We start from the raw sequence: 24,155 nt of genomic DNA, 5'->3' as shown, positions 1-24,155 counted from the left end.
CGTCGACGGCTCAGATCGCGCGTGAGTAGCGCGGCCTCGTGTCGGCGGCGGGCGGGTCCAGATAGCGGTCGAAGCACATTGCAATATTACGCAATAGCAGGCGACCGCGCGAGGTCGCGGTGATTTGCCCGGGCTCAATTTCGACAAGCTGGTCTTCGACCAGAGGCTGCAGCTGCTCGAGGCTGGCAGCGAAATACTCGTCGAAGCGGATGCCGTAGCGCCGTTCCAGCGCCGTCACCGGGATTTCGCCCTGGCACATCAAGGCCTGGATCAGGTCGGCGCGCAGTTCGTCGTCCTCGCTCATCCGCATGCCGCGGAACACCGGCAGGTTGCCCGCGTCCACCGCACCTTCCCAGGACGGCAGGTCGCGCGGGTTCTGGCTGAAGGTGTTGCCGATGTGGCTGATTGCCGAAACGCCCAGACCGAGCAGGTCGCTGTTGGCGTGGGTGGTGTAGCCCATGAAATTGCGGTGCAACCCGCCGCGCGCCTGCGCTTTCGCAAGGTCATCGCCGGGCAGGGCGAAGTGGTCCATGCCGATGTAGAGATAGCCTGCGGCGGTCAGTTTCTCGACCGCCAGCTGCAGCAGCGCGAGCTTGGCTTCGCCGTCGAGCAGGTCATCGTCCTTGATCTGCTTTTGCGCCTTGAACAGATGCGGCAGGTGGGCGTAGCTGTACACCGCCAGCCGGTCCGGGCGGATCCCGGTCACCACGTCCAGGGTGCGCGAAAATCCTTCCAGGTTCTGCTTGGGCAGGCCGTAGATCAAATCCACGTTGATCGAACGCAAGCCGGCGTTGCGCGCGGCGTCGATCACCGCGCGGGTGTCCTCGACGCTCTGGATCCGGTTGACGGCCTGCTGCACGACCGGATCGAAATCCTGCACGCCGAGGCTGGCGCGGTTGAAGCCGATCCGGGCCAGCGCGGCCATCCATTCCGGATCGCAGAAGCGCGGGTCGATCTCGATCGAGATGTCGCGATCGCCGCTGTCGGCGAAGTGGAATTGCCGGCGCAGCGCATCGACCAGATCGCCGAGCTGGTCGGGGGCGAGAAAATTCGGGGTGCCGCCGCCGAAGTGCAGCTGGATCACCTCGCGGTCGCGGTCGAACAGCGGTGCGTACAGCGCAATTTCGCGGTGCAGGCGGGCCAGATAGGCTTCGCCGCGCGCCTTGTCGCGGGTGATGATGCGGTTGCAGCCGCAGTAGAAGCAGGGGCTGAAGCAGAACGGCACGTGCACGTACAACGACAGCCGGCGCGGGATGGGCTCCTCGTTGCTGGCCTGGATGGCGTCGCGCAATTGCATTTCCCCGAAGTCGGCATTGAACTGCGGGGCGGTTGGATACGAGGTATAGCGCGGCCCTGGCCGGTTGTAGCGGCGCAAAAGCTCGGCGTCAAAGGCGATTTGCTGCTGAGGCATCACGGCAGCTTAGGCGCACGATCACGAACGCGAATTGATCCGAATCAATCTTCGGGAAGACGCGCCCGCAGGCCATACACCACCGTATCGAGCAGCGAGGTGCCGGCAACGTGGCCGGGGTGATCGCGGGGGATTGGACGCCGCTCCTGCAATTCGACCTCCCAGCGCGGCTGCAAGAGCCTGCGGACTTCCTCTTCCTGGACCGAAAACGGTGGGCCGTCACGCTCCGCCTGCGCGTATTCCAGCGTAATCATCAGTCCTTGGCAGCCCGCGGGCAGCAGGCCGTAGGGCGTAGCCGCATAGCGCGCCCGCAGATCGGGCGGCAGGGCAATGATTGCGGCGCGGTCGAACACGGCGGAACAATCAGCCAAGAGCGCGGCGTCGAGCGCGAACACGTCGCCACAAATCAATTCGATGTTGCCGGCGACGTGGTGGCGGCCGTAGCGGCTGCTATGGACCTGCGGGCTGAGCGCGTGCTCGGCGAAGAACTGGTCCACCGCCCGCTGGGTGAGTTCCACGCCCAACACCTGATGGCCCTGCGCCGCCAGCCACAGCATGTCCAGCGACTTGCCGGCCAGCGGCACCAGCACCTTCGCCTGCGCGGGGATGCCCAATGCCGGCCAATGCTTTTGCAGCAGTGCGGTGGGTTCGCTTTGGTGAAAGCCGATCTGGCCGGCGGCCCAGCGTTGTTGCCAGAATTCGGGGTGCATGGCAGTCCTTGGGTGTGAATGCCTCTGCCGGGCAGCGGGGCTGGTTCAGCGCTTGAGGGTGATCAGGCCGAAGATGCCCACCAGCAGCCAGGGGACCGTGAGGATGCCGACGATGAGACTGCTCCGAAACAGCGGTTTGGAATCATCGATCTGCGCATCGGATGGATCGTCGGGGTTGAACAGCACCGGCACGCGCGTCCCTTGACGAAAATCGGTTTGGCTTCGATGGCACCAGTCATCGGTAAACCGGACCGTGGCTTCTTGGTGCGTGAATTCGATGATGGCGCAGTACCGTTGCCCGCCGCGCAGGATGTCTTGTGCCTCGTAGCCCACCACCACGCCTTGGGCGGATTGCCCGGAACGGATGAACATAGCGTCGTGCCATACGAAATAGGCCGGGATTCCGAAGTACACCGGGCTCGCCAGGAGGAAGAGCAAAAGAAAGAGACTCCGGCGGGTGATTTTACTGCCCATTGCATGATGCTGATGCGGGGGTGAAGGGTCGAGCCTACTGCATCCCGGCCATTGCGCGGTCAATCTTTCGTCCCGCATGCGGGACGAAGGACCTGAAGGACGCAGGCGGGACAGCCGCCGGAGTCACTCGACGCTGAGTCCATCCACCTTCTGCCAGCCGCGCGGCAGCAGCCCGCCGCGGCTGCCACGGCTGCCCAGATAGGGTTCCAGATCGCGGAAGGCCAGCGTCATCGTGCGCGCGCCCGAGCGCACCAGCAGCTTGCCGCCCTCGGGCACCGCCGCCACCGCCACGACCTTTTCAGTGCCGCGCTTGGCCTTCGGGATCTCGATGATCTTGTTGCCCTTGCCCTTGTCCAGTTCGGGCAGGTCAGCCAGCGCGAAGGCGAGGATGTGGCCGGCGCTGGTGACGGCCACGATGCGGTCGGAGGCCGCATCGGCCACCGTCGCCGGTTGCAGCGCGTGGCCGCCGTCGGACAGCGACAGCAGCGCCTTGCCGGCCTTGTTGCGGCCGGTCAGGTTGTCGAAGCGGGTGACGAAGCCGTAACCGTGGCTGGAGGCGATCACCAGCCGGGTGTCGGCCTCGCCGCTGGCGATGGCTTCGAACGCCGCGCCCGCTGGCGGTGCGAAGCGCCCGGTCAGCGGCTCGCCGTTGCCGCGCGCCGAAGGCAGGGTGTGAACGGTCGTGGAGTAGCTGCGTCCGGTGGAATCGATGAAGGCCACCTGCTGGTTGCTGCGGGTGCGCACGGCCGCCAGCAGCCCGTCGCCTTCGCGGTAGGACACGGCGGTGGCGTCGATGTCGTGGCCCTTGGCGGCGCGCACCCAGCCCTTGACGCTGAGCACCACGGTCATCGGCTCGCTGGCGACCAGTTCGGTTTCATCCAGCGCCTGTGCGGCTTGGCGCGCCACCAGCGGGCTGCGGCGGGCATCGCCGTATTTCTTCGCATCGGCCAGCAGTTCATCCTTGATCAGCTTCTTCAACTTGGCCTTGCTGCCCAGCGTGGCAATCAGGCGGTCGCGCTCAAGGTCGAGTTCGTCCTGTTCGCCACGCAGCTTCATTTCCTCCAGCCGCGCCAATTGCTTGAGCTTGGTGTCGAGGATGTAGTCGGCCTGCTCTTCGCTCAGCTGGAACCGCGCGATCAGTGCCGGCTTGGGCTCGTCCTCGCTGCGGATGATGCGGATCACCTCGTCGAGGTTGAGGAAGACAATCAGCAGGCCTTCCAGCAGGTGCAGCCGGCGTTCGACTTTTTCCAGACGATGCTGGAGGCGGCGCGTGACGGTGGTCTGACGAAAGCCCAGCCATTCGGACAGCAGCTGGCGCAGGTTCTTCACCTGCGGACGGCCGTCCAGACCGATCACGTTCATGTTGACCCGGAAGCTTTTTTCCAGATCGGTGGTGGCGAACAGATGCCCCATCAGTTGCTCGACGTCGACCCGGTTGCTGCGCGGCACCAGCACGATGCGGGTCGGGTTGGCGTGGTCGGATTCGTCGCGCAGGTCTTCCAGCCACGGCAGCTTCTTCGCCCGCATCTGGTTGGCGATCTGTTCGATCACCTTGCCCGGCGAGGCCTGGTGCGGCAGTTCGGTGATCACGATGTTGCCGTTCTCGCGCACGTACACGGCGCGCGTGCGCAGGTTGCCCAGCCCGGTTTCGTACAGTGCCTGCAGGTCGGCGGCAGGTGTGATGATTTCGGCGCCGGTCGGGTAATCCGGGCCGCGCACGTGCTCGCACAGGTCGCGCACGCTCGCGTCGGGGTCGTCGAGCAGGCGCACGCAGGCGCTGACGATTTCATTGAGGTTGTGCGGCGGCACGTCGGTCGCCATGCCGACGGCAATGCCGGTGGTGCCGTTCAGAAGCAGGTGCGGCAGCCGTGCCGGCATCCACGCGGGTTCTTCCAGGGTGCCATCGAAATTCGCCGTCCAGTCCACGGTGCCTTGGGTCAATTCGCCCAGCAGCACGTCGGCGATCGGCGCCAGCTTGGATTCGGTGTAGCGCATCGCCGCGAACGATTTGGGGTCGTCGCTGCTGCCGAAATTGCCCTGGCCGTCGATCAGCGGATAGCGGTAGGAGAATGGCTGCGCCATCAGCACCATCGCTTCGTAGCAGGCCGAATCGCCGTGCGGGTGGTACTTGCCGATCACGTCTCCGACGGTGCGCGCGGATTTCTTGGGCTTGGCGGTGGCGGCCAGGCCCAGTTCGCTCATCGCGTAGATGATCCGGCGCTGCACCGGCTTGAGGCCGTCACCGATGAAAGGCAGGGCGCGGTCGAGCACCACGTACATCGAATAATCGAGGTAGGCGCGCTCGGCGTACTCGCGCAGCGGGATTTGTTCGAAGCCGTGGAAGGTGGCGCGGAAGAGATCGTCGGTCATCCCCGCATTTTACGGGCAATGCGCTTCAGCGCCGCTTGCCAGCGCGAGGTTCCTGCACGGTGCTGGTGTGGCGGCTGCGCAGGTGCGGGCGCAGCCAGTCGGCGAAGGCAGCTTCGTCGAGGTGGCCTTCGGCCAAGCCCAAATACACCGGATACAGTTCCACGTCGGTGGCGTCAAGGCTGGCATCGTTGAGCACCAGGAATACTTCGCAGGCCACCGCAGCGGTCCGCTTGTTGCCGTCCACGAACGGGTGGTTGCGCGCCAGCCCGAATGCCAGAGCGGCGGCCAGATCCGCCAGGTCAGGCGGAGGATCGCCGTAGGCATACCACTGCTGCGGGCGCGCCAACGCCGAGTCCAGCAGGCCGGCGTCGCGCACGCCACTGCCACCGCCATGTTCGGCCAGTTGGCGGTCGTGGATGGCCAGCGCGAGTTCGCGGCTGATCCAGATGATCATTCCGCACCTATTGCGCAAGCTTGTTGAGCAGGGTGCGACGATCCCGCATGACCTGCTCGGCCACTTCCATCTGCGCGGCCAGTACCGGGTCGTAAGCGGTCAGGCGCACCCCGTCCGGCGTTTCCAACGCGAACAGTTCATCGCCCTTTTCCAGATGCAGGCGCGCCAGCAGCTCCTTGGGCAGGATGACGCCAGCGGAATTGCCGATGGCGGTGATTTTCAGTTTCATGGCCAGCCTCTTCAGCAAGTTATAACGAATATTACAACATTGAATCACGCGTGTCCATGACGGTCTGCTTCATGCGCCCGCACGCCGCGTCCTCAGGCAAGTGCGGTGCACAATCCTCGCTGGCGGCCATCTGGCGGGCATGGAGTGATCGCGATGCACAGTCCATTTCCATTGTTCGATCCCTCCGCGCTCCGCGCCTTGGAAGCGCGCGGCACCGCACACTTCGATGGCGATGCCTTCGCGCTGATGGCGCGGGCCGGGCAGGCAGGCTGGCGCTGCGTGCTGAAGCACTGGCCGCGGGCGATGCGAATCGTGGTGGTGTGCGGCCCGGGCAACAACGGTGGCGATGGCTACGTGCTGGCACGACATGCGCGGGAAGCGGGGCGCAGCGTCACCGTGGTGCAGGCGGCGCTGCCCGCCAGTGCATTGGCGCAACGGGCCTGCGCCGAGTATCAAGCGGCCGGCGGCGAGGTGGCCACATTCGAACACGACATCGACGCGGCGGACCTGCTGGTGGATGCCCTGTTCGGGATCGGATTGTCGCGTGCGCCGGAAGCGCAGATGCGCGTGGCGATCGCTGCGATCAATGAACACCCGGCGCCGGTGCTGGCGCTGGATGTGCCCAGTGGGATTGATGCCGTCCGTGGCAGCGCGCCCGGCGTGGCGGTGCAGGCCGATCGCAGCTTGCAGTTCCTCGCCTGCCACCGCGGCTTGCGCACGGGCGCTGCGCTCGATCATTGCGGTGGCCTGGAGCTGGCGGCGCTGGATTTGCCAGCGGGTGTATTTGATGGCATCGCGCCATCGGCCACCGCGTTTCGTGCGGATGCGCTGGCGGCGTTTTTCCCGCTGCGCCCACGCGATGGCCACAAGGGCCGCAATGGGCATGTCTTGTGCGTCGGTGGCGATCACGGCAGCGGGGGTGCGATCCTGCTGGCGGCGCAGGCGGCCTTGCGCTGCGGTGCCGGCCTGGTCAGCGTGGCCACCCGCGCCGCGCACGTGTCGGCCTTGCTGGCCCGCTGCCCGGAAGCGATGACGCATGCGGCCGAAGACAGCGCCGACCTGGCCGGCCTGCTCGATCGCGCCAGCGTCATCGCCATCGGACCCGGACTTGGGCAGGGCGAGTGGGGGCGTGCGGTGCTGGCCGCGGCACTCGCGGCGGGCAAGCCCTGCGTGGTGGATGCCGATGCACTGAACCTGTTGGCGGACCACGCGATTCCCTTGCCGCCGGGCAGCATCCTGACCCCGCATCCGGGCGAAGCCGCGCGCCTGCTGGGATGCCATGTGGCCGAGATCCAGCGTGATCGCTTCGCCGCGGCGGCAGCCCTGCGCGAGCGATTTGGCTGCGCCGTGGTGCTGAAGGGTGCCGGCAGCATCGTGCAGGCCGCGGATGTGCTGCCGGCCGTGATCTGCGCCGGCAATCCCGGCATGGGCGTTGGCGGCATGGGCGATCTGTTGACCGGCTGCGTCGCGGCGCTGGTGGCGCAAGGATTTTCCGTGCGCGATGCCGCCACCGCCGGCGCCTTGCTGCACGCCGCGGCCGGTGATGCAGCCGCCCTCGACGACGGCGAGCGCGGCCTGCTGCCCACCGATTTGCTGCCCTGGTTGCGCCGATTGGCCAATCCGGTGCGACGATAGGCGGATGACTCAATGCTTCCTCGACAGCGCCGAAGCCACTGAAGCGCTGGGTGTCCGCCTTGCCCGCGGCTTGCCCGCACGCGCCGTGGTCTACCTGCACGGCGATCTGGGTGCCGGGAAATCGACGCTGGCGCGGGCGCTGCTGCAGGCGCTGGGTGTCACCGGCGCGATCCGCAGCCCGACCTACACCCTGGTCGAACCCTACGCGCTGGCCTCCGGCGAATTGGCCCTGCATCTGGACCTGTACCGGATTGGCCATCCCGGTGAGCTCGAATTCCTCGGTCTCGATCCGCAGGAGGCGCGGCTGTGGCTGGTGGAATGGCCGGAACGCGGTCAGGGCGCCCTGCCGCCGGCGGATTTGGACGTTGAACTGGCGGTCGAAGGTGAGGGCAGGCGCTGCCAGCTGCGGCCGCAGACAGACTGCGGCCAGCGCTGGCTGGAGGGTCTGGGTGCCGGGATCAATTCCCCCGACTTGCGTGAATGAGTTGTCTGCATGTCGAGAAAATTCACGCAGGCTACGGATTAACAAGGAAAAAGACTTGCGAAACGGCGAATGCGGTGGTTTACTCGGGCCATGCGTACCACGGGGAGCCGCCATGGGTGGGTCGTTGCAGCCGCTTTGCTGTGGCTCGCGTTGCCGTTCTCCACGGTAAATGCTTCAGAAATCAAGGAATTGCGTGTTGATGCCGGGGCGACCGGCACCCGCGCCGAGGTGCTGCTGGACAGCAGCGGCCCGTACAAGCTGATTCGGTTGTCCAACCCCGAGCGGCTGGTCGTGGACTTTCCCGACGGGCGCCTGGCGCGTGGGTTGACGCTGCCTGCCGGTGCCGGTGTAGTGACCGGCGTGCGCAGCGGTCAGCCAGTGCCGGGCACCGTGCGGATCGTGTTCGATTTGAGTCGGGCGGTGGTGGCGATCCCGGTCAGGCAGGATGCCGGAGCATCCGGGTTCCGGCTGGTGTTGGAATGGCCTGGCGATGGCGCGCCGCCGCGGGTGGCGGACACCCGCAGTCCCGCGCCACCGGTGCCAGCGCCTGCGCCGGCAGCGATGCCGGCCTCCGCAGCGGCTGCGTCATCGTCTGCGCCGGTGACAGCTTCCGCACCAGCGCCGGCGCCGGTCGTCGCTCCGCCTGACGCCGTGCCTGCACCTGCGGTGTCCGCGCCGGTGGCCGATGCCCCGCCCGATCTCTCCGACCCGCGGCCGCCGCTGCTGCCGCGCGCGGGCATGCGACCGCTGGTGGTCGCCATCGATGCCGGCCACGGCGGCCAGGACCCGGGCGCGCATGGTCTGCACGGGACCCGGGAAAAGGACGTCACGCTGGCGATCGCGCGCGAGCTGGCGCGCCAGGTCAACGCCACCCCCGGGCTGCGGGCCTTCCTGACCCGTGATTCCGATGTGTTCATTCCGCTCAACCTGCGCGCGCGCCGGGCCTCCCAACATCAGGCCGACATCTTCATCTCGGTGCATGCCGACGCGGCCGAAAACCGCAGCGCCCGCGGCTCTTCGGTCTATATCCTCTCGACCCGCGGCGCGTCCTCACAGCGCGCGCGCTGGCTGGCCGACAGCGAAAATGCCGCCGACATCATCGGCGGTGCCCGCGTGCGCACCGCCGGAGACACCCTGACTTCGGTCCTGCTCGATTTGACCCAAAGCGGCAACCTGAAAGCCTCCGAGGACGCCGCAAGCCACGTCCTCGACGGTCTCAAGCAGGTGGGCAACAACCACAAACCCGATATCGAGCGCGCCAATTTCGCCGTCCTGCGCACCTCCGACAAGATGCCGGCGATGCTGGTGGAGACCGCCTTCATTTCCAATCCCGACGAAGAACAGCAGCTTGCGGATCCGGCGTTCCAGCGAACCTTGGCGCGCGCGATCCTGACGGGTATCGATGCCTATTTCACCCGCCAGCCGCCACCGGGCACGCTGTATGCGGCGCGCGCGCAGGCGGCGCAGTCGGCCCGCGCTGAAACGCCGACCCGCGGCGGTGGAAGTCCTTAGGGCTCACACGGATCAATCACTTGCGTGAATGATCCGTGGCCGGCCATTCCTGGACGGCAGGCAATGCCGACCTGATCGGTCGTGGCGGAGCCGGGACCGCGCGGGCTCGGTACGCCGTAGAATCGCCGGGTGAGCATCCGTGCGCTTCCCGACACCCTGATCAACCAGATCGCCGCCGGCGAAGTCGTCGAACGCCCTGCTTCGGTGGTCAAGGAACTGGTCGAAAATGCTCTGGACGCCGGCGCGACCCGCATCGACATCGACCTTGAAGAAGGCGGCGTGCGCCTGATCCGCATCCGTGACGACGGCGGCGGCATCGCGGCCGAGGAATTGCCGCTGGCGGTCAGCCGCCATGCCACCAGCAAGATTGCGTCCATCGATGATCTCGAAGCGGTGGCCACGCTGGGTTTCCGCGGCGAGGCGCTGCCATCGGTGGCCTCGGTCAGCCGCTTCCGTCTCGCGTCGCGCCGGCACGACGGCGAACATGGCGCGGAGCTGCGCATCGATGGCGGCAAGGCCGGCGCGGTGACGCCGCATCCGCATCCGCCCGGCACCACCGTGGAAGTGCGCGACCTGTTCTTCAACGTGCCGGCGCGGCGAAAGTTCCTGCGCGCCGAGCGCACCGAGCTTTCCCACATCGAGGAATGGCTGCGCACGCTGGCATTGGCGCGGCCGGACGTGGAGCTGCGGGTCAGCCACAACGGCAAGCCGACCCGGCGCTGGAAGGGCGATGGCGGCCTCGGTGATGATGCGATGCGCTCCGAGCTGCGGCTGCACGAGGCGCTGGGCGAGGAGTTCGCGCGCAATGCGCTGCGCATCGACCATGCCGGCGCCGGCCTGCGCCTGCACGGCTGGATCGCCCAGCCCGCCTACAACCGCGCCAGTGCCGACCAGCAATACCTGTACGTCAACGGCCGCAGCGTGCGCGACCGCAACGTCGCCCACGCCGTGCGTCAGGCCTACAGCGACGTGCTGTTCCACGGCCGCCATCCGGCCTTCGTGCTGTTCCTCGAGCTCGATCCGCGCGGGGTCGATGTCAACGTGCATCCGGCCAAGCACGAAGTGCGGTTCCGCGAATCGCGGCTGGTGCATGATTTCGTGTATCGCAGCCTGCATGCGGCGCTGGCGGAAACGCGCGCCGGCAACGTGGCGACGCCGCTGCCTGCGCAGGCCGCACTGCCATCGGACGCGCCGCGCTGGTCGCCTTCGCTGCCACAGCAGCAGGCCATCGGCCTGCGCGTGGCGGATGCGCCTGCCGCATACGCGGCGCTGTACGCCTCGCGCGGTGACACGCTGGCCGCAGAACCGCCGCCACCCGCGCTTGCCGATGCAACGCCGGACGGCCTGCCGCCGCTGGGCTTCGCCATCGCGCAATTGCACGGCATCTACATACTCGCGGAGAACGCCGATGGGCTGATCGTGGTCGACATGCACGCCGCGCACGAGCGCATCGGCTACGAGAAATTGAAGGCGGCGTACGACGGCAGTGGCCTGCGCACTCAGCCACTGCTGGTGCCGGCGGGCATGGCCGTGTCCGAGCGCGAGGCCGACCTGGCCGAACGCGAGGCAGCGACCCTTGCCCAGCTCGGCTTCGACGTGCAGCGCAGCGGCCCGCAGTCACTGTTGCTGCGCAGCGTGCCGGCCCTGCTCGCGCATGGCGACGTGGAAGCCTTGCTGCGCGACGTGCTCGGCGACCTGCGTGAACACGGCAGCACGCGTCGAATCGCCGAAACCCGCGATGAATTGCTGGCGACGATGGCCTGCCATGGCGCGGTGCGCGCGCATCGCCGGCTCAGCCTTCCGGAAATGAATGCCCTGCTGCGCGAGATGGAAGCCACCGAGCGCTCCGGGCAATGCAATCATGGCCGTCCCACGTGGACGCGTTTTTCGCTCGCGGAGATCGACAAATGGTTCCTGCGCGGACGTTGATGAAGGCGGCACTCCTCGCGACGGGGTGCGTGCTGCTGGCCGGCTGCAACCACCACTCAGACCCGAGCGCGTCGGAGCTGGCAGCGCGGGCGCGGGCCGAGGCCACCTATCAGACGGCGCAGCGCACCTGGCGCGCGCAGCGCCTGGCCGAACTGACCAAACCCGACGGCTGGACCAGCTTGATCGGATTGCACTTGCTCGATGACGGCGTGCACCGGGTGGGCAGCGGTGCGGACAATGGCATTCGCCTGTTGATGGGGCCGGCGCACCTGGGCCTGTTCACCCTGCGCAAGGGCAAAGTCGGTTTTCGCGCCGACGCCGAGCTCACCCTGGACGGCCAGCCCAGCAAGGGCGGCGAGCTGCGCAGCGATGCCGATCCGAATGGCGCGAGCGTGATCGGGTTTGACGAAGGCCGTGGGCTGGTGACCGTGATCGAACGCGGCGAACGGCTGTGGCTGCGGGTCAAGCATGCCGATGCCGCGACCCGCCGCCATTTCACCGGATTGACCTATTGGCCGGGCGGGCGCGCCTGGCAGGTGAAGGCGCGATTCATCGCCCATCCCAAGGACACCACGCGGGAGATCGGCAACATCATCGGCAGCACCGACCGGATTGCCAACCCCGGGGTCGTCGAATTCACTCGCGACGGCAAGACCTACCGGATCGAAGCGCTTGATGAAGGCGAGGGAACGCTGTTCCTGGTCTTTGCCGATCGCACCAGCGGCCACGGCAGCTACGGCGCCGGGCGCTTCATCGATGCGCCAATGCCGGATGCGCAGGGCAACCTCGTGATCGACTTCAACCGAGCCTACAACCCGCCCTGCGCGTTCACCCTGTTCGCGACCTGCCCGCTGCCGCCACCGGAGAATCGACTGGACCTGCGCGTTGAAGCCGGCGAGAAGGCCTATGTCAAACCCGCTCCAACGCAAGGAAACGCCGAATGAAGCCACGCATGCTTGCGCTGCTGCTGTGCGCGCTGCTGGTGCCGCAAGGGCCGTCACTGGCGCAGCAGGCCGCCAAGTCGGCAGTGCCCGTGAAGCCCGTCGAGGTGCGCCATCCGCTGCTGTGGAGAGTGTCGGATGCCGACAATTCGGTATACCTGCTGGGCTCGTTCCACATGCTCAAGCCGGCCGACCTGCCGCTGTCGGCGGATGTGGATCGCGCGTTTGAAGATGCCGGTTCGCTGCTGTTCGAAGTCGATCCGGCGGCGCTGACCTCACCGGAAACGGCGGCGATGGCGCAGCGCTACATGGGCTACGACGATGACAAGGTGACGCTCAGTTCGGTGATCCCGAAGGAAACCTCCGAACGCCTCGGCACCCTGCTGGCGGCCGGCGGCAATTCGCTGCAGGCGGTGGAGCGATACGAGCCGTGGGCGGTCAGCACCATGCTCTCGATCGGCTTGATGCAGGCGCTCGGGTTCCGCCAGGACCTGGGCGTGGATCGCTGGCTGGCCGAACGCGCCACCGAGGCGGGCAAACCCGCGCGCGGGCTGGAAACCGCAGCGGACGGGTTCGCGGCGCTGGATGCGATCCCGTATCCGGAGCAGGTGCGCGATCTGGATGAATTTCTGGATGATCCACAGAAGGTGGTGAACCGGATCCGGGTGATGCACGACGATTGGCGCGCGGGCGATGCCGTCGCGCTGGAGCGATTGATGCAGACGGAAATGGTGGACAAGTCACCGGACACCTACCGGCTGGTGGTGGTGCAGCGCAACCGCATCTGGCTGCCGCAGGTGGAACGACGCCTGATCGACGAGCACAAGGACAACACGCTGGTGGTGGTCGGTGCCTTGCATCTGCTTGGCCCCGACGGTCTGGTCGAGCAGCTGCGGGCGAAGGGCTACAAGGTCGAGCGGGTCTGTGACGGCTGCGCGGTGACCGAGGCGGCGCACTGAGGTTTCAGATCTTCGGATCCGCGCCTGCGGCTGGCGCAGCGGCTGCGACCGGTTCCATCACGATGCAGTCCACCGGGCAGGCCGGCACGCACAGTTCGCAGCCGGTGCACAGGTCGTCGAGCACGGTGTGCATGTGCTTGGGTCCGCCGACGATGGCATCGACCGGGCAGGCTTGGATGCATTTGGTGCAGCCAATGCATTCGTCTTCGATGATGAAGGCGACTTGATGCGGTTTGTATTCGCCGCGGTTGCGGTCGTAGGGCCGGGCGGGCATGCCCAGCGTTTTGGCCAGTGCGTGGGCGCCGGCGTCGCCGCCGGGCGGGCAGCGATTCGGCCCGGCTTCGCCGCGCGCCATGGCCTCGGCATACGGGCGGCAGCCGGCATAGCCGCATTGCCCGCACTGGGTCTGCGGCAGGAGGCGGTCGAGGCGTTCGGTCAGCGCGTGCCGCTCGTCTTCGTCGGGTGGTTGTCGGGCGGCGCCGGGGGCTGGCGGCTTTTGCATGGGTTCACGGTAGCGCAAAAATGCGGGCGCGTTGTGTGTGTGCTTTTGTGGGGCGCAGCGCCCGCTGCGCTGCGTTCGCTCACGTTCTCTGCTACCGTCCTTCGGGTGGCAGGTCTGGGGTTGGCGTTGCCAATTCCGGCGAGATCGTTGCACGCCCGCTGCGCTGCGGCGCCCGCTTTCGCTCATGTCCCCCGCTGCCGCCCGAAGGGCGGCAGCTCCTCCTTGACTTCGCTACAGCAGGCGCCGCAGCGCAGCGAGTTGACGACTGTGGATGTGGTTCGGTTTCGTGGGTACTGTGCGCTCTGGGCGCCACCCAGTTCGAAGCGTCATGCCCGCGCAGGCGGGCATCCATGGACGTTTGTGTGCCATGCGTAAAAGAGCAACGTCCATGGATCCCCGCCTGCGCGGGGACGACGGTCCGATGAAGCTCAGGTAAGGTTCGATGATGCTTGGGTCCCCGCCTGCGCGGGGGCGACGGGAGGATGTGCTGCGCGGGAACGCCTGCCGTCAGCGTACAGGCATGCCCGGTGTGGCGGCGGGGTCGGCGTCGAGCAGTGCCAGCGCGATGGCGTCGAAGCCGGCCGACAGGATCATGCCTTCGCTCACGCCGAAGCGCATCTTGCGCGGGGCGAGGTTGGCGATGAACACCACGCTGCGGCCGACCAGTTTTTCCGGTTCGCCGTAGCTGGCGCGGATGCCCGAGAAGATCTGCCGCTGGCCGAGTTCGCCGGCGTCGAGCAGGAAGCGCAACAGCTTGTCGCTGCCTTCGACGAAGTCGCATTCAAGCACCCGACCGATGCGCAGGTCGAGCTTGGCGAAATCGTCGATGGTGACGAGGTCGGGACTCGGAATTGGAGATTGGACTGCCTTTCGGCTGTCGGTCGGGGTGGAGTTCGACGAAGCATGCGTGAGGCCTGTCGCGGCCGTCCGTGGTTCGACAGGCTCACCACGAACGGTTGAGCGTGTGGCGCCGGTGCTTCCGCCCGTGGAGGCACTCTCGCCCGTTCGTGGTGAGCTTGTCGAACCATGAACGGTCGAGGATTGCTTTGCGCCACTCTGAGAGCCATCCGCCTGCAGGGTGTCCTTGCTGGCTTCCACCATGGCCTCGATCTGCTTCTGGTCGATGCGGGTGAACAGTGGATGGTAGGGATTGATGGCGTGTCCGAGCAGTGGCGCATCGAGATCGCTCCAGTGGGTGACCGGCGCGGCGAGGAACTCGGCAGCCTGGGCGCTGGTGCGCGGCAGGATCGGGGCCAGCCCGGCGGCGAGCACGCGGAACAGGTTCAAGCCCTGGCTGCACACCGCCTGCAGTTGCGTCTCCATGCCATCTTGCCTGGCGATCACCCACGGCTTGTGTTCGTCGATGTAGCGGTTGGCCTCGTCTGCCAACGCCATGATCTGGCGAATCGCGGTGGCAGGATCGTTGCCCTCATAGGCGGTCCTCACCTCGGCCAGCGCCGCCACGAAGCGCGCGTACTGCGCGGCGTCGGGCAGCGCCGCCGCCAGTTGGCCGGCGAAGCGCTTTTCGATGAAACCGGCGCAGCGGCTGGCGATGTTGACGAACTTGCCGACCAGATCGCTGTTCACCCGGGCCACGAAATCGGCCAGGTTCAGATCGAGGTCATCCACGCCGCCGGAGGACTTGGCGGCGAAGTAGTAGCGCAGCGCTTCCGGATCGAGGCCGCTGTCGAGATAGGTGCGGGCCATGATGAAGGTGCCGCGCGACTTGCTCATCTTGGCGCCGTCCACGGTCAGGTAGCCGTTGACGTGCAGGCGCGTGGGCGGGCGATGGCCGCTGCCCTGAAGGACTGCCGGCCAGAACAGGCCGTGGAAATTGACGATGTCCTTGCCGATGAAGTGGTGCAGCTCGGCGGCGCTGTCGGGCTTCAGGAAGGCGTCGTAGTCGAGCCCCTGCCGGTCGCACAGGTTGCGGAAGGCCGACAGGTAGCCGATCGGCGCATCCAGCCACACGTAGAAATACTTGCCTGGCGCGCCCGGAATCTCGAAACCGAAATACGGTGCGTCGCGGGAGATGTCCCAGGCGCGCAAACCGCCCTCGGCGTCCAGCCACTCCTTGAGCTTGGCCTTGACGCCGGGGATGGCGCTGTCACCCGCCAGCCACGTGCGCAGGAAGGCGTCGAAACGGCCGACTTCGAAAAAGTAGTGTTCCGAGTCGCGCAATTCGGGCGTCGCGCCGGAAACCGCCGAACGCGGATCCTTCAGCTCGGTCGGCGCATAGGCCGCGCCGCAAACTTCGCAGTTGTCGCCGTACTGGTCGGGCGCGCCGCAGTTCGGGCAGGTGCCCTTGACGTAGCGGTCTGGCAGGAACATGCCTTTGACCGGGTCGTACAGCTGGGCCACGCTACGGCGCGCGATGTGGCCGCCGGCATCGAGGCGCGCGAAGATCTGCTCGGTGAGGGTGCGATTGGTGGGCGAGTTGGTGGAGTCGTAGTGGTCGAAGGCCACGCCGAAGGCGGCGAAGTCGCGTTCGTGCCCTTGCTGGATGGCGGCGATGAAGGCCTCCGGCGTGGTGCCGGCCTTTTCCGCTGCCAGCATGATCGGCGTGCCGTGGGTGTCGTCGGCGCAGACGTAGTGCACCGTAGCGCCGCGCATCCGCCGCGCCCGCACCCAGATATCGGCCTGGATGTAGCCGACCAGATGGCCCAGATGCAGGGGGCCGTTGGCATAGGGCAGGGCGTTGGTGACGAGTGCGGAGCGGGACATGGGCGGTGCTGGTTCGGGCGAAAGCGCCGATTGTCGCATGCGCCAAGGCGGCGACGCGTGATGCGTGTCCGTTCGACCGGAGTTGAGGCTATTCCCGAATCCAGATCTGCTGCCGGCACAGGAAATAGATGCAGCCGGACATGGCCAATCGCTGCCCGCCGCCCTGCAACTCCAGCTTGGCCTTGTAGTCCTTGCCGTTTTCCGGATCGAGCACGCGACCGCGTGCCCAGCGCAGCTGGCCGTCCGGCTGCAGGCCCCACAGGATGACCATGCCGCGGATCGGCTTGTCCTGGTTGGGGCCGTCACATTCAGTGCACAGCGGATTCGGGCCGTTCTTCAGATCGAGAATCTCGACCACCCGGCCCGCCAGCGTGCCGTCGTTGGCCTGGTAAATTTCGACCAGCGACTTGGGCTTGCCGGTGGCATCATCAATCGTCTTCCAGCGACCGATGGGGGAATTCTGGGCTTGCGCGAGCGCAGTTGCAGGCAACACGAGAGCAGCGAGCAACAACGACTGCAGCAACCTCGACCACAGTCCCGAAATCCAGTGCACCGCAGACCCCCGCGTTGGTTCATGCGCCACTTCGAAGCATGCCGTGAAATCGGGCTGGAGTCGAGCGCGGTTGCAGCCTGGCGCTGACGGCGCGACGATGTCACCATGGCAGGGCCGTGAGATGAGTGCTGGTGCGAAGGATGCTGCGCGGTTGTTGGCTGGTGCTCGGGTTGGCCCTGTGGGTTCCCGCGATGGCGGTGGCGGCGGACGACCCGCCACCGATTCTCTTGAGCCGTCCCGAATCGGAACTGTTCCGGGACGCCCCCGCGCCCTGGCGCGAGTACCTGCTGGCGGCGCGCAGGGCCGAGGCTATCGATGATGCGCTGCAGCGTTGTCTCGCCTACCCGGATCTTCCCGGCAATCAGTGGCCGGCGGGCCATGCCGAGGCGCACTGCAAGTCGCACACGCAGACGTTTCTGTCGGCCGATGCGCTGAACGCACTGCTGGATGCCGGGCAGTATGATGACGTGGAGCGGCGCCTCGATGCGCTCCTGCAGCGGCATTTTTCGACCTCCGATTTCAGCGAGGAGATCGATTACGCATTCGACGGGTTCAAGCGGACAAGTCCGCAGACCGATGCGCGCACGCTGGCCTGGCTGCAGCAGCGGCCGAACAGCCCCCATGCGCATCTGGCGCGCGGAATGTATTTGCTGGCCGCAGGCGCGGACGCGCGCGGTTCCGCCTTCATCCAGAACACCCCTGCCAACAGGATCCGCGAGATGGAGCGGCTGCTGGCACAGGCTGTGCCCGAGCTGGAGGCGGCGACCCGCCTGCAGCCCAGGCTGATGCCGGCATATGCGGAACTGGTCCTGGCCGCGATGTACGACAGCAGCGTTGCGGATGCTCAGGCAGCCGTGACGGCGGCGGGCCGGCAGGACCCCGCGTGCCAGACGCTGTTCATGCGGCGCATGGACGCGCTGCGGCCGCAGTGGGGAGGTTCCTTGGAAGCCATGCTGACGCTGGCAGCCGAGGTACAACGGTATGTGGCGGAGCGCCCGCAACTGGCGATTTACGTCGGCCAGCCGTATGCCGAACGCGGGCTCGCGCTCATGCGCGAGGACGATTTTGGTCGGGAAGCGGTGGAGCTGCTGGAGATCGCCGTGCGCAAGGGCTCCCGGGAAGATGCGTTGTCGGATGCCGCCAATGCGCTGCTCAATGCCCATGACGACAGCCGGGATCCGTGGAAGGCCCTGGCGTACCTGCTGCAGGGATCGCGTTTCAAGGATGGCGGTCGCTGGGAAGACGTGAACATTTCGCGGATGCTGCTGCGTGAGGAGCCTGCCTTGGCCTGGCGCTACGCGCAGCGCGTGCTGGCGTGGAAGCCGGATGATTCCGCCGCCAATTTCTATTTCGCGGGCGCCAATTTCAACCTCGGCCGGATCGAGGTGGCGGATCGGCATCTCCGGATTGCGATCCGGGATCCGGATTACGTGGAGGATGGGCTGGACGCCCTGATTTCGATGTGGCTGTTCCGGGCCGGGCTGTCGAGGCCGCAGGCGGCGGCGAAGGTGAAGCCCGACCTCGACCGGATGCTCCGGGAATTCCCCGACAGCGGCCGCGCGCTCATGTACCGCATCGTCAGCGGGCTGCACGAAGGCGGGAGGATTCGGGCCGAGTGGATCAAGGAGTTCCTGGACAGGATGAATCCGGAAGACCCGAAGCAGGCGGAATTCAAGCGCAAGCTTGACGCATGGATGGCGGAAAATCCTGGATTGCGTGACACGGTGAACCGAGCGCGGGCCGCGCCTCGGCATTGACACGCCCGGTCGCGGCGATCCGCAGCGGCTTGTTGTCCGCACGTTCTGCTGCGCACCAGCGCCGTGGAGAGCCGGCAGACGCGGGCGGTCATCCGCCGCCCGCGTCACTGCCCGGATCAGTCGACGCGCACCCAGGTGGCGGTCTTGCAGAAGAAGGCCACGCAGCCCTTGACCTCGAGCTTGCGGCCGCCTTCGACCAGCCGCACCGACTTGACCTTGAAGTTGCGGTCATCGGAAGGCTTGTAGCCGTTGCCGTTGCCCCAGGTGCCGTTGCCGGTGGATTTGAGGTTCCACAGCGTGACGATGCCGACGAAGGGCTTGTCCTTGTACTTGCCGCTGCAGCCGGTGCAGGTGGCCGGCAGGCCGAGGTTCTCCGTGATCCGCGCCGCCAGCGTGCCGTTCTGGGCCTCGTAGATTTCCGTGACCGTCATCGGCTTGCCGGATTCATCATCCAGCGTCCGCCAATGGCCGATCGGCGAAGCATGGTTCTGGGCGCTTGCGCCGAACGCAAACGAAGTGAGCACCGCTGCCAAGATCAAGTTGCGCATTTGCCTTCTCCCTCCACGGATGGTGCGGGACGCGGCGCGCCCCGACTCCCGCTTTATACCCCATTCGGAACCGTATGGAAGATGTCCGGGATCACTGTTCAGCAAGAGGTCGAATTGATTGCGGCTTGACCCATGTCGCCGGATGCCACAGGTGCTGGCGCTAAACTGGCAGGCCCGAATGGATTTTCATCTCCGCCATGTCGCGCCTGCCTTCCCATGCCGTCCAGGGTGAGCTCAAGCCGCTGCCCAATGCCCACAACGTCATCGCGATCGGCTCCGGCAAGGGCGGGGTGGGCAAATCCACGATCGCGGTGAACCTGGCGCTGGCGCTGGCGGCGGAAGGTCTGAAGATCGGCGTGCTCGATGCCGACATCTACGGCCCCAGCGTACCGACCATGCTGGGCCTGTCCGGGCGTCCCGACAGCCCTGACAACAAGACCATCGAACCGATGCGCGCCTACGGGATCGAGGCCATGTCGATCGGGTTTCTGGTCGGCGATGACACTCCGATGATCTGGCGCGGGCCGATGGTGACGCAGGCCCTGACCCAGCTGCTGCGTGACACCCGCTGGGGCGATCTGGACATCCTCGTGGTCGATCTGCCGCCGGGCACCGGCGACATCCAGCTGACCATGGCCCAGCGCATTCCGGTTGCCGGAGCGGTGGTCGTCACCACCCCGCAGGAGGTGGCGACGATGGATGCGCGCAAGGCGCTGAAGATGTTCGAGAAGGTCGAAATCTCCGTGCTCGGGCTGGTCGAGAACATGGCCGCGCATGTGTGTTCCAACTGCGGCCATGTCGAACATATCTTCGGCAAGGGCGGCGCCGAGTGGATGTCGGGCCAATATGGCGTGCCGGTGCTGGGCTCGCTTCCGCTGGAAGTCGGCATCCGCGAACATGGCGATGCCGGCACGCCGATTGTCGTCGCCGAGCCGCAGTCGGCTGCGGCCCAAGCCTACCGTGCCACCGCCAAAGCGCTGCTGGAACGCCTCAAGGCGCGCCCCAAGGTCCGCACCGGAATCATGGCCTCGCTGTTGAAGTGAGCGGGGCTTTCGAGCAGCGCCAGCTGCGAGCCAGCAAGGCTGCTTGATCGCCGTGTGGATGGACCGCGTGGGGACACGCCGCAAGTACGTCCCTGTAGGCTAATCGGCGCCATCCTTGGCGCCGATTGTCCCCACGCGGTCCATCCACACGGCTTTGCGTGTCCATCCATCAGGACGTTGTGGCCGTCCACGCATCGTGGCGACGCCGGTTGGCGCTAGCTGGCCTTGGCGATGTCGGTCGGCGCGTGTGGCTTGGCGGCTACAATTGCGGCTTGTCCCATTGGAAATGGCTCATGAGCATCAAGAGCGACCGCTGGATCCGCCGTATGGCCGAGCAGCACGGCATGATCGAGCCGTATGAAGCCGGGCAGGTGAAGCAGGCCGACGGCCAGCGCATCGTCAGCTACGGCACCTCCAGCTACGGCTATGACGTGCGCTGCGCGCGCGAGTTCAAGGTGTTCACCAACATCAATTCCACCATCGTCGATCCCAAGCATTTCGATCCGAAGAGTTTCGTCGACGTGGTCGGCGATGAATGCATCATCCCGCCCAACTCGTTCGCGCTGGCGCGCACGGTCGAATACTTCCGTATCCCGCGCGACACCCTGGTGGTGTGCCTGGGCAAGAGCACCTATGCGCGCTGCGGGATCATCGTCAACGTCACCCCGCTGGAACCGGAGTGGGAAGGCCACGTGACCCTGGAGTTTTCCAATACCACCCCGCTGCCGGCGCGCATCTACGCCGGTGAAGGCGTGGCGCAGATGCTGTTCTTCCAGGCCGATGCCGATGATGTCTGCGCGACCTCGTACAAGGATCGCGGCGGCAAATACCAGGGCCAGACCGGGGTCACGCTGCCGAAGACCTGACCGGGCTTCTGTTCCCATGGCGGCGCGGGCTGGAGCCATGTCGTGGGCAGCGTCTCGTGCGGCTGATGGATTCGGTGCTCGGGACGCTGGCCGGACCCTGGCGGCGGTTGGCGCTGCGCGGAGCAATCAATCGATGCGGCCGTGATTGCAGACAAGCCAATCGGCCGCGCCACGCCCGGCACGCAGTCCGCTGGCGAAGCAGGCGGTCAGCAGGTAGCCGCCGGTGGGCGCTTCCCAATCCAGCATTTCGCCGGCACAGAACACGCCGGGCAGGGCGCGCAGCATCAAGCGTGCATCCAATGCGTCCAGCCGCACGCCACCGGCGGTCGAGATGGCTTCGGCGATGGGCCTGGCGCTGCGCAGGGTCAATGGCAAGTGCTTGATCGTGGCGGCGACGCGTGGCATGTCCTGCAAGGCGGCCTTGTCCAGCACTTCGAACAACAGCGCCGCCTTCGCGCCCTCGATCCCGGCCTGCCGGCGCAGGTGTTCGCCGAGGCTGCGGCCGTTGCGCGGTTTGGCGAGGTCACGGGAGAGCCGTTCAAGCGCGCGGCCCGGGACAAGATCCAGGTGCAATGTTGCAAGGCCATCGCGTGCCAGCACCTCGCGCAGGTCGGCGCTGATCGCGTAGATCAAACTGCCCTCGATGCCGTGTTCGGTCAACACGCATTCGCCTTGCAGGGTGTGCGCAACACCTTCGAAATCGTGCCAATGCGCCAGCACCGGCTTCAGCGGCGCACCTGCGAATTTCTCGGCAAGGTACAGGCTCCAACCGATATCGAAACCGCAGTTGGATGGCGCCAGCGGGGCGAGGTCGATGCCGCGTGCGGCCAGCAGCGGCATCCATGCGCCATCGGAACCCAACTGCGGCCAACTGCCGCCACCCAGCGCCAGCACCACCGCATCGGCCTTGAATGGCATCGGGCCATCGGGCGTGTCGAAAGACAGCGCGCCATCATTCGTCCAGCCTTGCCAGCGGTGCTGGACATGCATCTGCACGCCGGATTCCTTCAGCCGCCGCACCCAGCCGCGCAACAGCGGCGCCGCCTTGCGATCGTTCGGGAACACGCGCCCGGAACTGCCAATATAAGATTCGATGCCAAACCCGCGCGCCCATTGCCGCAATGCGTCGGCATCGAAATCATCCAGCCATGCGCCAACCTCGCGCGCTCGCTCCCGATAGCGCGCATCGAAGCCGGGCCGCGGCTCGGAATGGGTGAGATTGAGCCCACCCTTGCCGGCGATCAGGAACTTGCGTCCGACCGAGCCCTTGGCTTCGAACAGGTGAACGTCAATCCCGGCCGCACGCGCGGTTTCCGCCGCCATCAGGCCGGCCGGGCCGCCACCGATCACGGCAAGGATGGAGTGTCTGGGCGCCACTGGCATCGGTACATGATGCCGCGAATGGCTGCGGGGATGTCAGCGCTTGATCCCGGCGCCGATGTCGAGCAGATCCTGTTCGATCCGGGTTGCGGCAGGTCGTTGGCTGGTGCCGTGTTGAAGACTATTTCAGGCCCGGACGACGCCAGAGGAACTTTCCACCTGGCTGCGCGAAACGCAGCAATTGGACGCGCAGCTCATCCGCAAAGGCGATCGCGGCGGCGAGGGCCCGATGAAGTGGACCTTCAGCGGCGGAACGGCCGGCAATTCCTGGTCGGTCGAATATGCGGTGGGCAGCGCGCAGGCGACCCTCAAACGCCGCGAACATTCACCGCTTGCTGCTTTCAACCGCCTGCACAAGGCCGTGGGCGGTGGCGCGTTCTGGACACTGCTGGCCGACAGTTTCGCGGTGGGCATGCTCCTGCTCGGCCTGTCTGGCATCTGGATGTGGGCGCGCGGCCGGAACGCACGGCAGTTGGTCGTCAGCGTGATGGGGTTGTCGACGCTGGCGTTTCTGGCAGTGGTGGGCCTGGCGCTGGCTTGATCGACCGGCGCGGATCAGCTCTGGATTTGGCGCGCCAGCGCGTTGACCCGCTCGACCAGCGCCTCGGGTTCGTACGGGCGCGCGTCCGCGACGCCCCAGACCGGACGCGGCCAGGCGATGTCGTCATGGAAGCGGGCGATGACGTGGACGTGCAGCTGCGGCACCAGGTTGCCGAGTGCGGCGACGTTGAGTTTGTCCGGTTTGAACAGCGCCCTCAGTGCGCGCGAGGCGATCGCGATTTCCGCACCCAGCAGGGTGCGCTGCGCGGGCGTCAGGTCGATGATCTCAACCGCGTCGATCACTTTCGGCACCAGCACCAGCCAGGGATGGTTGGCATCGTCCATCAAGCGCACTTCGCACAGTGGCAGGTCGGCGACGGGAACCGTGTCGTCGGCAAGCCGAAGATCGAGTAGCCATGTATTCATGACAGGTGCTCCGTGAAAAATTCGAGGCTGCGCTGCCAGGCCAGCGCCGCCGCCTCGGGTTGCCAGGGGGGATCGGGATCGCGATTGAAGGCGTGATCGGCGCCGGGATACACGAACACCTGCGCCTGCGGTTGTTTTTGTCGGTGCTGTTCGATCGCTTCGGGCGGAATGGCCACATCGAGTGCGCCGAAGTGGAACATCAGCGGTGCACCGGCGGGTTCGTTGAGAAAAGGCAGGTTGCGGGTGGCGTAATAGCTGACGGCGGGCAGGCCGAGCCGGGTGTTGGCCAGCAGGGCCACGGTGCCGCCCCAGCTGAAACCGACCACGCCGACCTTGTGCCCGAGATCCGCCAGAAATTCGGCCGCGGTTTCAGTGACGTCCACAGCGCAGTCCAGCCCGAGCCGGTCCACCGTGGCGCGGCCGCGGTTGGAACCAACCCGATCGGTGCCCAAGACCAGGCCGGGTTCGATCAGGTCGAAATAAGCCGGAGCCAAGGCGATGAAGCCGACCTGCGCCAACCGCTCGCACAGGTGCTGGTAATGCGGCAGCAGGCCGTAGATTTCGTGCGCCACCACCACCGCACCGCGCGCTTCGCCTTCGGGCTTGGCCAACCAGGCCTGCACGGCGCCGCAGGGAGTGAACAGTGTGTGCCAGTCGCCCATCGCGGTACCTCGCTGTGGAGTCGTCGCGGGCGTGGCAGCGTTGCCG

At 66.6% G+C, this 24,155-nt stretch carries 22 protein-coding genes and 1 pseudogene; 10 read left to right on the top strand and 13 right to left on the bottom strand.

The features are described 5' to 3' along the window. Positions 1–10 precede the first annotated feature (10 nt). From hemN to M9902_RS10405, 6 genes are all read right to left on the bottom strand, one after another. A complete protein-coding gene (gene hemN, locus M9902_RS10430; protein WP_297222827.1) occupies positions 11–1,411 on the bottom strand; it encodes an oxygen-independent coproporphyrinogen III oxidase in 1,401 nt (466 codons plus the stop codon). Positions 1,412–1,455: 44 nt separating this feature from the next. Then, complete coding sequence (locus M9902_RS10425; protein ID WP_297173935.1) at positions 1,456–2,121, bottom strand: thiopurine S-methyltransferase; 666 nt, start codon at positions 2,119–2,121, stop codon at positions 1,456–1,458. A gap of 45 nt (positions 2,122–2,166) precedes the next feature. Next, positions 2,167–2,595 carry a DUF3592 domain-containing protein gene (locus M9902_RS10420; protein ID WP_297222824.1) on the bottom strand — a complete coding sequence of 143 codons (429 nt, stop codon included), beginning with the start codon at positions 2,593–2,595 and terminating at the stop codon, positions 2,167–2,169. A gap of 123 nt (positions 2,596–2,718) precedes the next feature. Further along, positions 2,719–4,965: a DNA topoisomerase IV subunit A gene (gene parC / locus M9902_RS10415; protein WP_297222822.1), complete on the bottom strand. Its 2,247-nt coding sequence runs from the start codon at positions 4,963–4,965 to the stop codon at positions 2,719–2,721. 25 nt (positions 4,966–4,990) lie between these two features. Then, positions 4,991–5,419: a type II toxin-antitoxin system death-on-curing family toxin gene (locus tag M9902_RS10410; protein ID WP_297173925.1), complete on the bottom strand. Its 429-nt coding sequence runs from the start codon at positions 5,417–5,419 to the stop codon at positions 4,991–4,993. Between the two features lie 7 nt (positions 5,420–5,426). Next, the gene (locus M9902_RS10405; protein ID WP_297173922.1) at positions 5,427–5,648 is read right to left on the bottom strand and encodes an AbrB/MazE/SpoVT family DNA-binding domain-containing protein; all 222 of its coding nucleotides are present in this window, start codon (positions 5,646–5,648) and stop codon (positions 5,427–5,429) included. 153 nt (positions 5,649–5,801) lie between these two features. Here M9902_RS10405 and M9902_RS10400 point away from each other — a divergent pair, with 153 nt between their 5' ends. From M9902_RS10400 to M9902_RS10375, 6 genes are all read left to right on the top strand, one after another. After that, positions 5,802–7,283 carry an NAD(P)H-hydrate dehydratase gene (locus M9902_RS10400; RefSeq protein WP_297222821.1) on the top strand — a complete coding sequence of 494 codons (1,482 nt, stop codon included), beginning with the start codon at positions 5,802–5,804 and terminating at the stop codon, positions 7,281–7,283. Positions 7,284–7,287: 4 nt separating this feature from the next. Further along, entirely contained in the window at positions 7,288–7,767 is a 480-nt protein-coding gene (tsaE, locus tag M9902_RS10395; protein ID WP_297222819.1) for a tRNA (adenosine(37)-N6)-threonylcarbamoyltransferase complex ATPase subunit type 1 TsaE, read from the top strand. Between the two features lie 90 nt (positions 7,768–7,857). Continuing rightward, complete coding sequence (locus M9902_RS10390; protein ID WP_297222817.1) at positions 7,858–9,279, top strand: N-acetylmuramoyl-L-alanine amidase; 1,422 nt, start codon at positions 7,858–7,860, stop codon at positions 9,277–9,279. A gap of 129 nt (positions 9,280–9,408) precedes the next feature. Further along, positions 9,409–11,208 (top strand): DNA mismatch repair endonuclease MutL, encoded by a 1,800-nt coding sequence (gene mutL, locus M9902_RS10385; RefSeq protein ID WP_297222815.1) that lies wholly within the window; start codon positions 9,409–9,411, stop codon positions 11,206–11,208. Continuing rightward, a complete protein-coding gene (locus M9902_RS10380) occupies positions 11,187–12,152 on the top strand; it encodes a DUF1684 domain-containing protein (protein WP_297222813.1) in 966 nt (321 codons plus the stop codon). The genes mutL and M9902_RS10380 overlap by 22 nt, the downstream gene beginning before the upstream one ends. Continuing rightward, the gene (locus M9902_RS10375; RefSeq protein WP_297222811.1) at positions 12,149–13,108 is read left to right on the top strand and encodes a TraB/GumN family protein; all 960 of its coding nucleotides are present in this window, start codon (positions 12,149–12,151) and stop codon (positions 13,106–13,108) included. Before M9902_RS10380 ends, M9902_RS10375 begins: the two co-directional genes overlap by 4 nt. A 4-nt stretch (positions 13,109–13,112) precedes the next feature. On the opposite strand, the gene rnfB is transcribed toward M9902_RS10375, so the two are convergent. The 3 genes from rnfB to M9902_RS10360 form a co-directional block, all read right to left on the bottom strand. Further along, positions 13,113–13,610, bottom strand: coding sequence for an Rnf electron transport complex subunit RnfB (rnfB, locus tag M9902_RS10370; RefSeq protein WP_297222809.1), 498 nt, complete (start codon positions 13,608–13,610; stop codon positions 13,113–13,115). A 507-nt stretch (positions 13,611–14,117) separates the two neighbouring features. Beyond that, positions 14,118–16,334 carry a methionine--tRNA ligase gene (gene metG, locus M9902_RS10365; protein WP_297222807.1) on the bottom strand — a complete coding sequence of 739 codons (2,217 nt, stop codon included), beginning with the start codon at positions 16,332–16,334 and terminating at the stop codon, positions 14,118–14,120. 88 nt (positions 16,335–16,422) lie between these two features. After that, on the bottom strand, positions 16,423–16,857 hold the full coding sequence (locus M9902_RS10360; RefSeq protein ID WP_297222805.1) for a DUF2147 domain-containing protein: 435 nt from the start codon (positions 16,855–16,857) through the stop codon (positions 16,423–16,425). 227 nt (positions 16,858–17,084) lie between these two features. Between M9902_RS10360 and M9902_RS10355 the strand changes: the two genes are divergently transcribed. Then, positions 17,085–18,644, top strand: a complete 1,560-nt coding sequence (locus M9902_RS10355) for a DUF4034 domain-containing protein (RefSeq protein ID WP_297222803.1) — start codon at positions 17,085–17,087, stop codon at positions 18,642–18,644. A gap of 116 nt (positions 18,645–18,760) precedes the next feature. Here the strand turns inward: M9902_RS10355 and M9902_RS10350 are convergent, their stop codons facing one another. Next, the gene (locus tag M9902_RS10350; RefSeq protein ID WP_297173889.1) at positions 18,761–19,192 is read right to left on the bottom strand and encodes a DUF2147 domain-containing protein; all 432 of its coding nucleotides are present in this window, start codon (positions 19,190–19,192) and stop codon (positions 18,761–18,763) included. Positions 19,193–19,380: 188 nt separating this feature from the next. On the opposite strand from M9902_RS10350, the gene apbC reads away from it, so the two are divergent. Then, positions 19,381–20,235 (top strand): iron-sulfur cluster carrier protein ApbC, encoded by an 855-nt coding sequence (gene apbC, locus M9902_RS10345; RefSeq protein WP_297173977.1) that lies wholly within the window; start codon positions 19,381–19,383, stop codon positions 20,233–20,235. Between the two features lie 293 nt (positions 20,236–20,528). After that, positions 20,529–21,101, top strand: a complete 573-nt coding sequence (gene dcd / locus M9902_RS10340; RefSeq protein WP_297173886.1) for a dCTP deaminase — start codon at positions 20,529–20,531, stop codon at positions 21,099–21,101. Positions 21,102–21,227: 126 nt separating this feature from the next. Here the strand turns inward: dcd and M9902_RS10335 are convergent, their stop codons facing one another. After that, a complete protein-coding gene (locus tag M9902_RS10335; RefSeq protein WP_297173884.1) occupies positions 21,228–22,484 on the bottom strand; it encodes a TIGR03862 family flavoprotein in 1,257 nt (418 codons plus the stop codon). Positions 22,485–22,632: 148 nt separating this feature from the next. On the opposite strand from M9902_RS10335, the pseudogene M9902_RS10330 reads away from it, so the two are divergent. Continuing rightward, positions 22,633–23,022, top strand: a pseudogene (locus M9902_RS10330) (PepSY-associated TM helix domain-containing protein); the annotation flags it as partial. 14 nt (positions 23,023–23,036) lie between these two features. Here M9902_RS10330 and M9902_RS10325 read toward each other — a convergent pair. Both M9902_RS10325 and M9902_RS10320 read right to left on the bottom strand, forming a co-directional pair. After that, positions 23,037–23,447, bottom strand: coding sequence for an HIT family protein (locus tag M9902_RS10325; protein WP_297222800.1), 411 nt, complete (start codon positions 23,445–23,447; stop codon positions 23,037–23,039). Continuing rightward, positions 23,444–24,109: a dienelactone hydrolase family protein gene (locus M9902_RS10320; protein WP_297222798.1), complete on the bottom strand. Its 666-nt coding sequence runs from the start codon at positions 24,107–24,109 to the stop codon at positions 23,444–23,446. The genes M9902_RS10325 and M9902_RS10320 overlap by 4 nt, the downstream gene beginning before the upstream one ends. Positions 24,110–24,155: the final 46 nt, after the last annotated feature.

Origin of the sequence: Thermomonas sp. (genome assembly GCF_023953935.1) — a bacterium.
GTDB lineage: Bacteria > Pseudomonadota > Gammaproteobacteria > Xanthomonadales > Xanthomonadaceae > Thermomonas.
The sequence above is the reverse complement of the archived record's forward strand: the minus strand, read 5'-3'. Positions and strand labels throughout refer to the sequence as shown.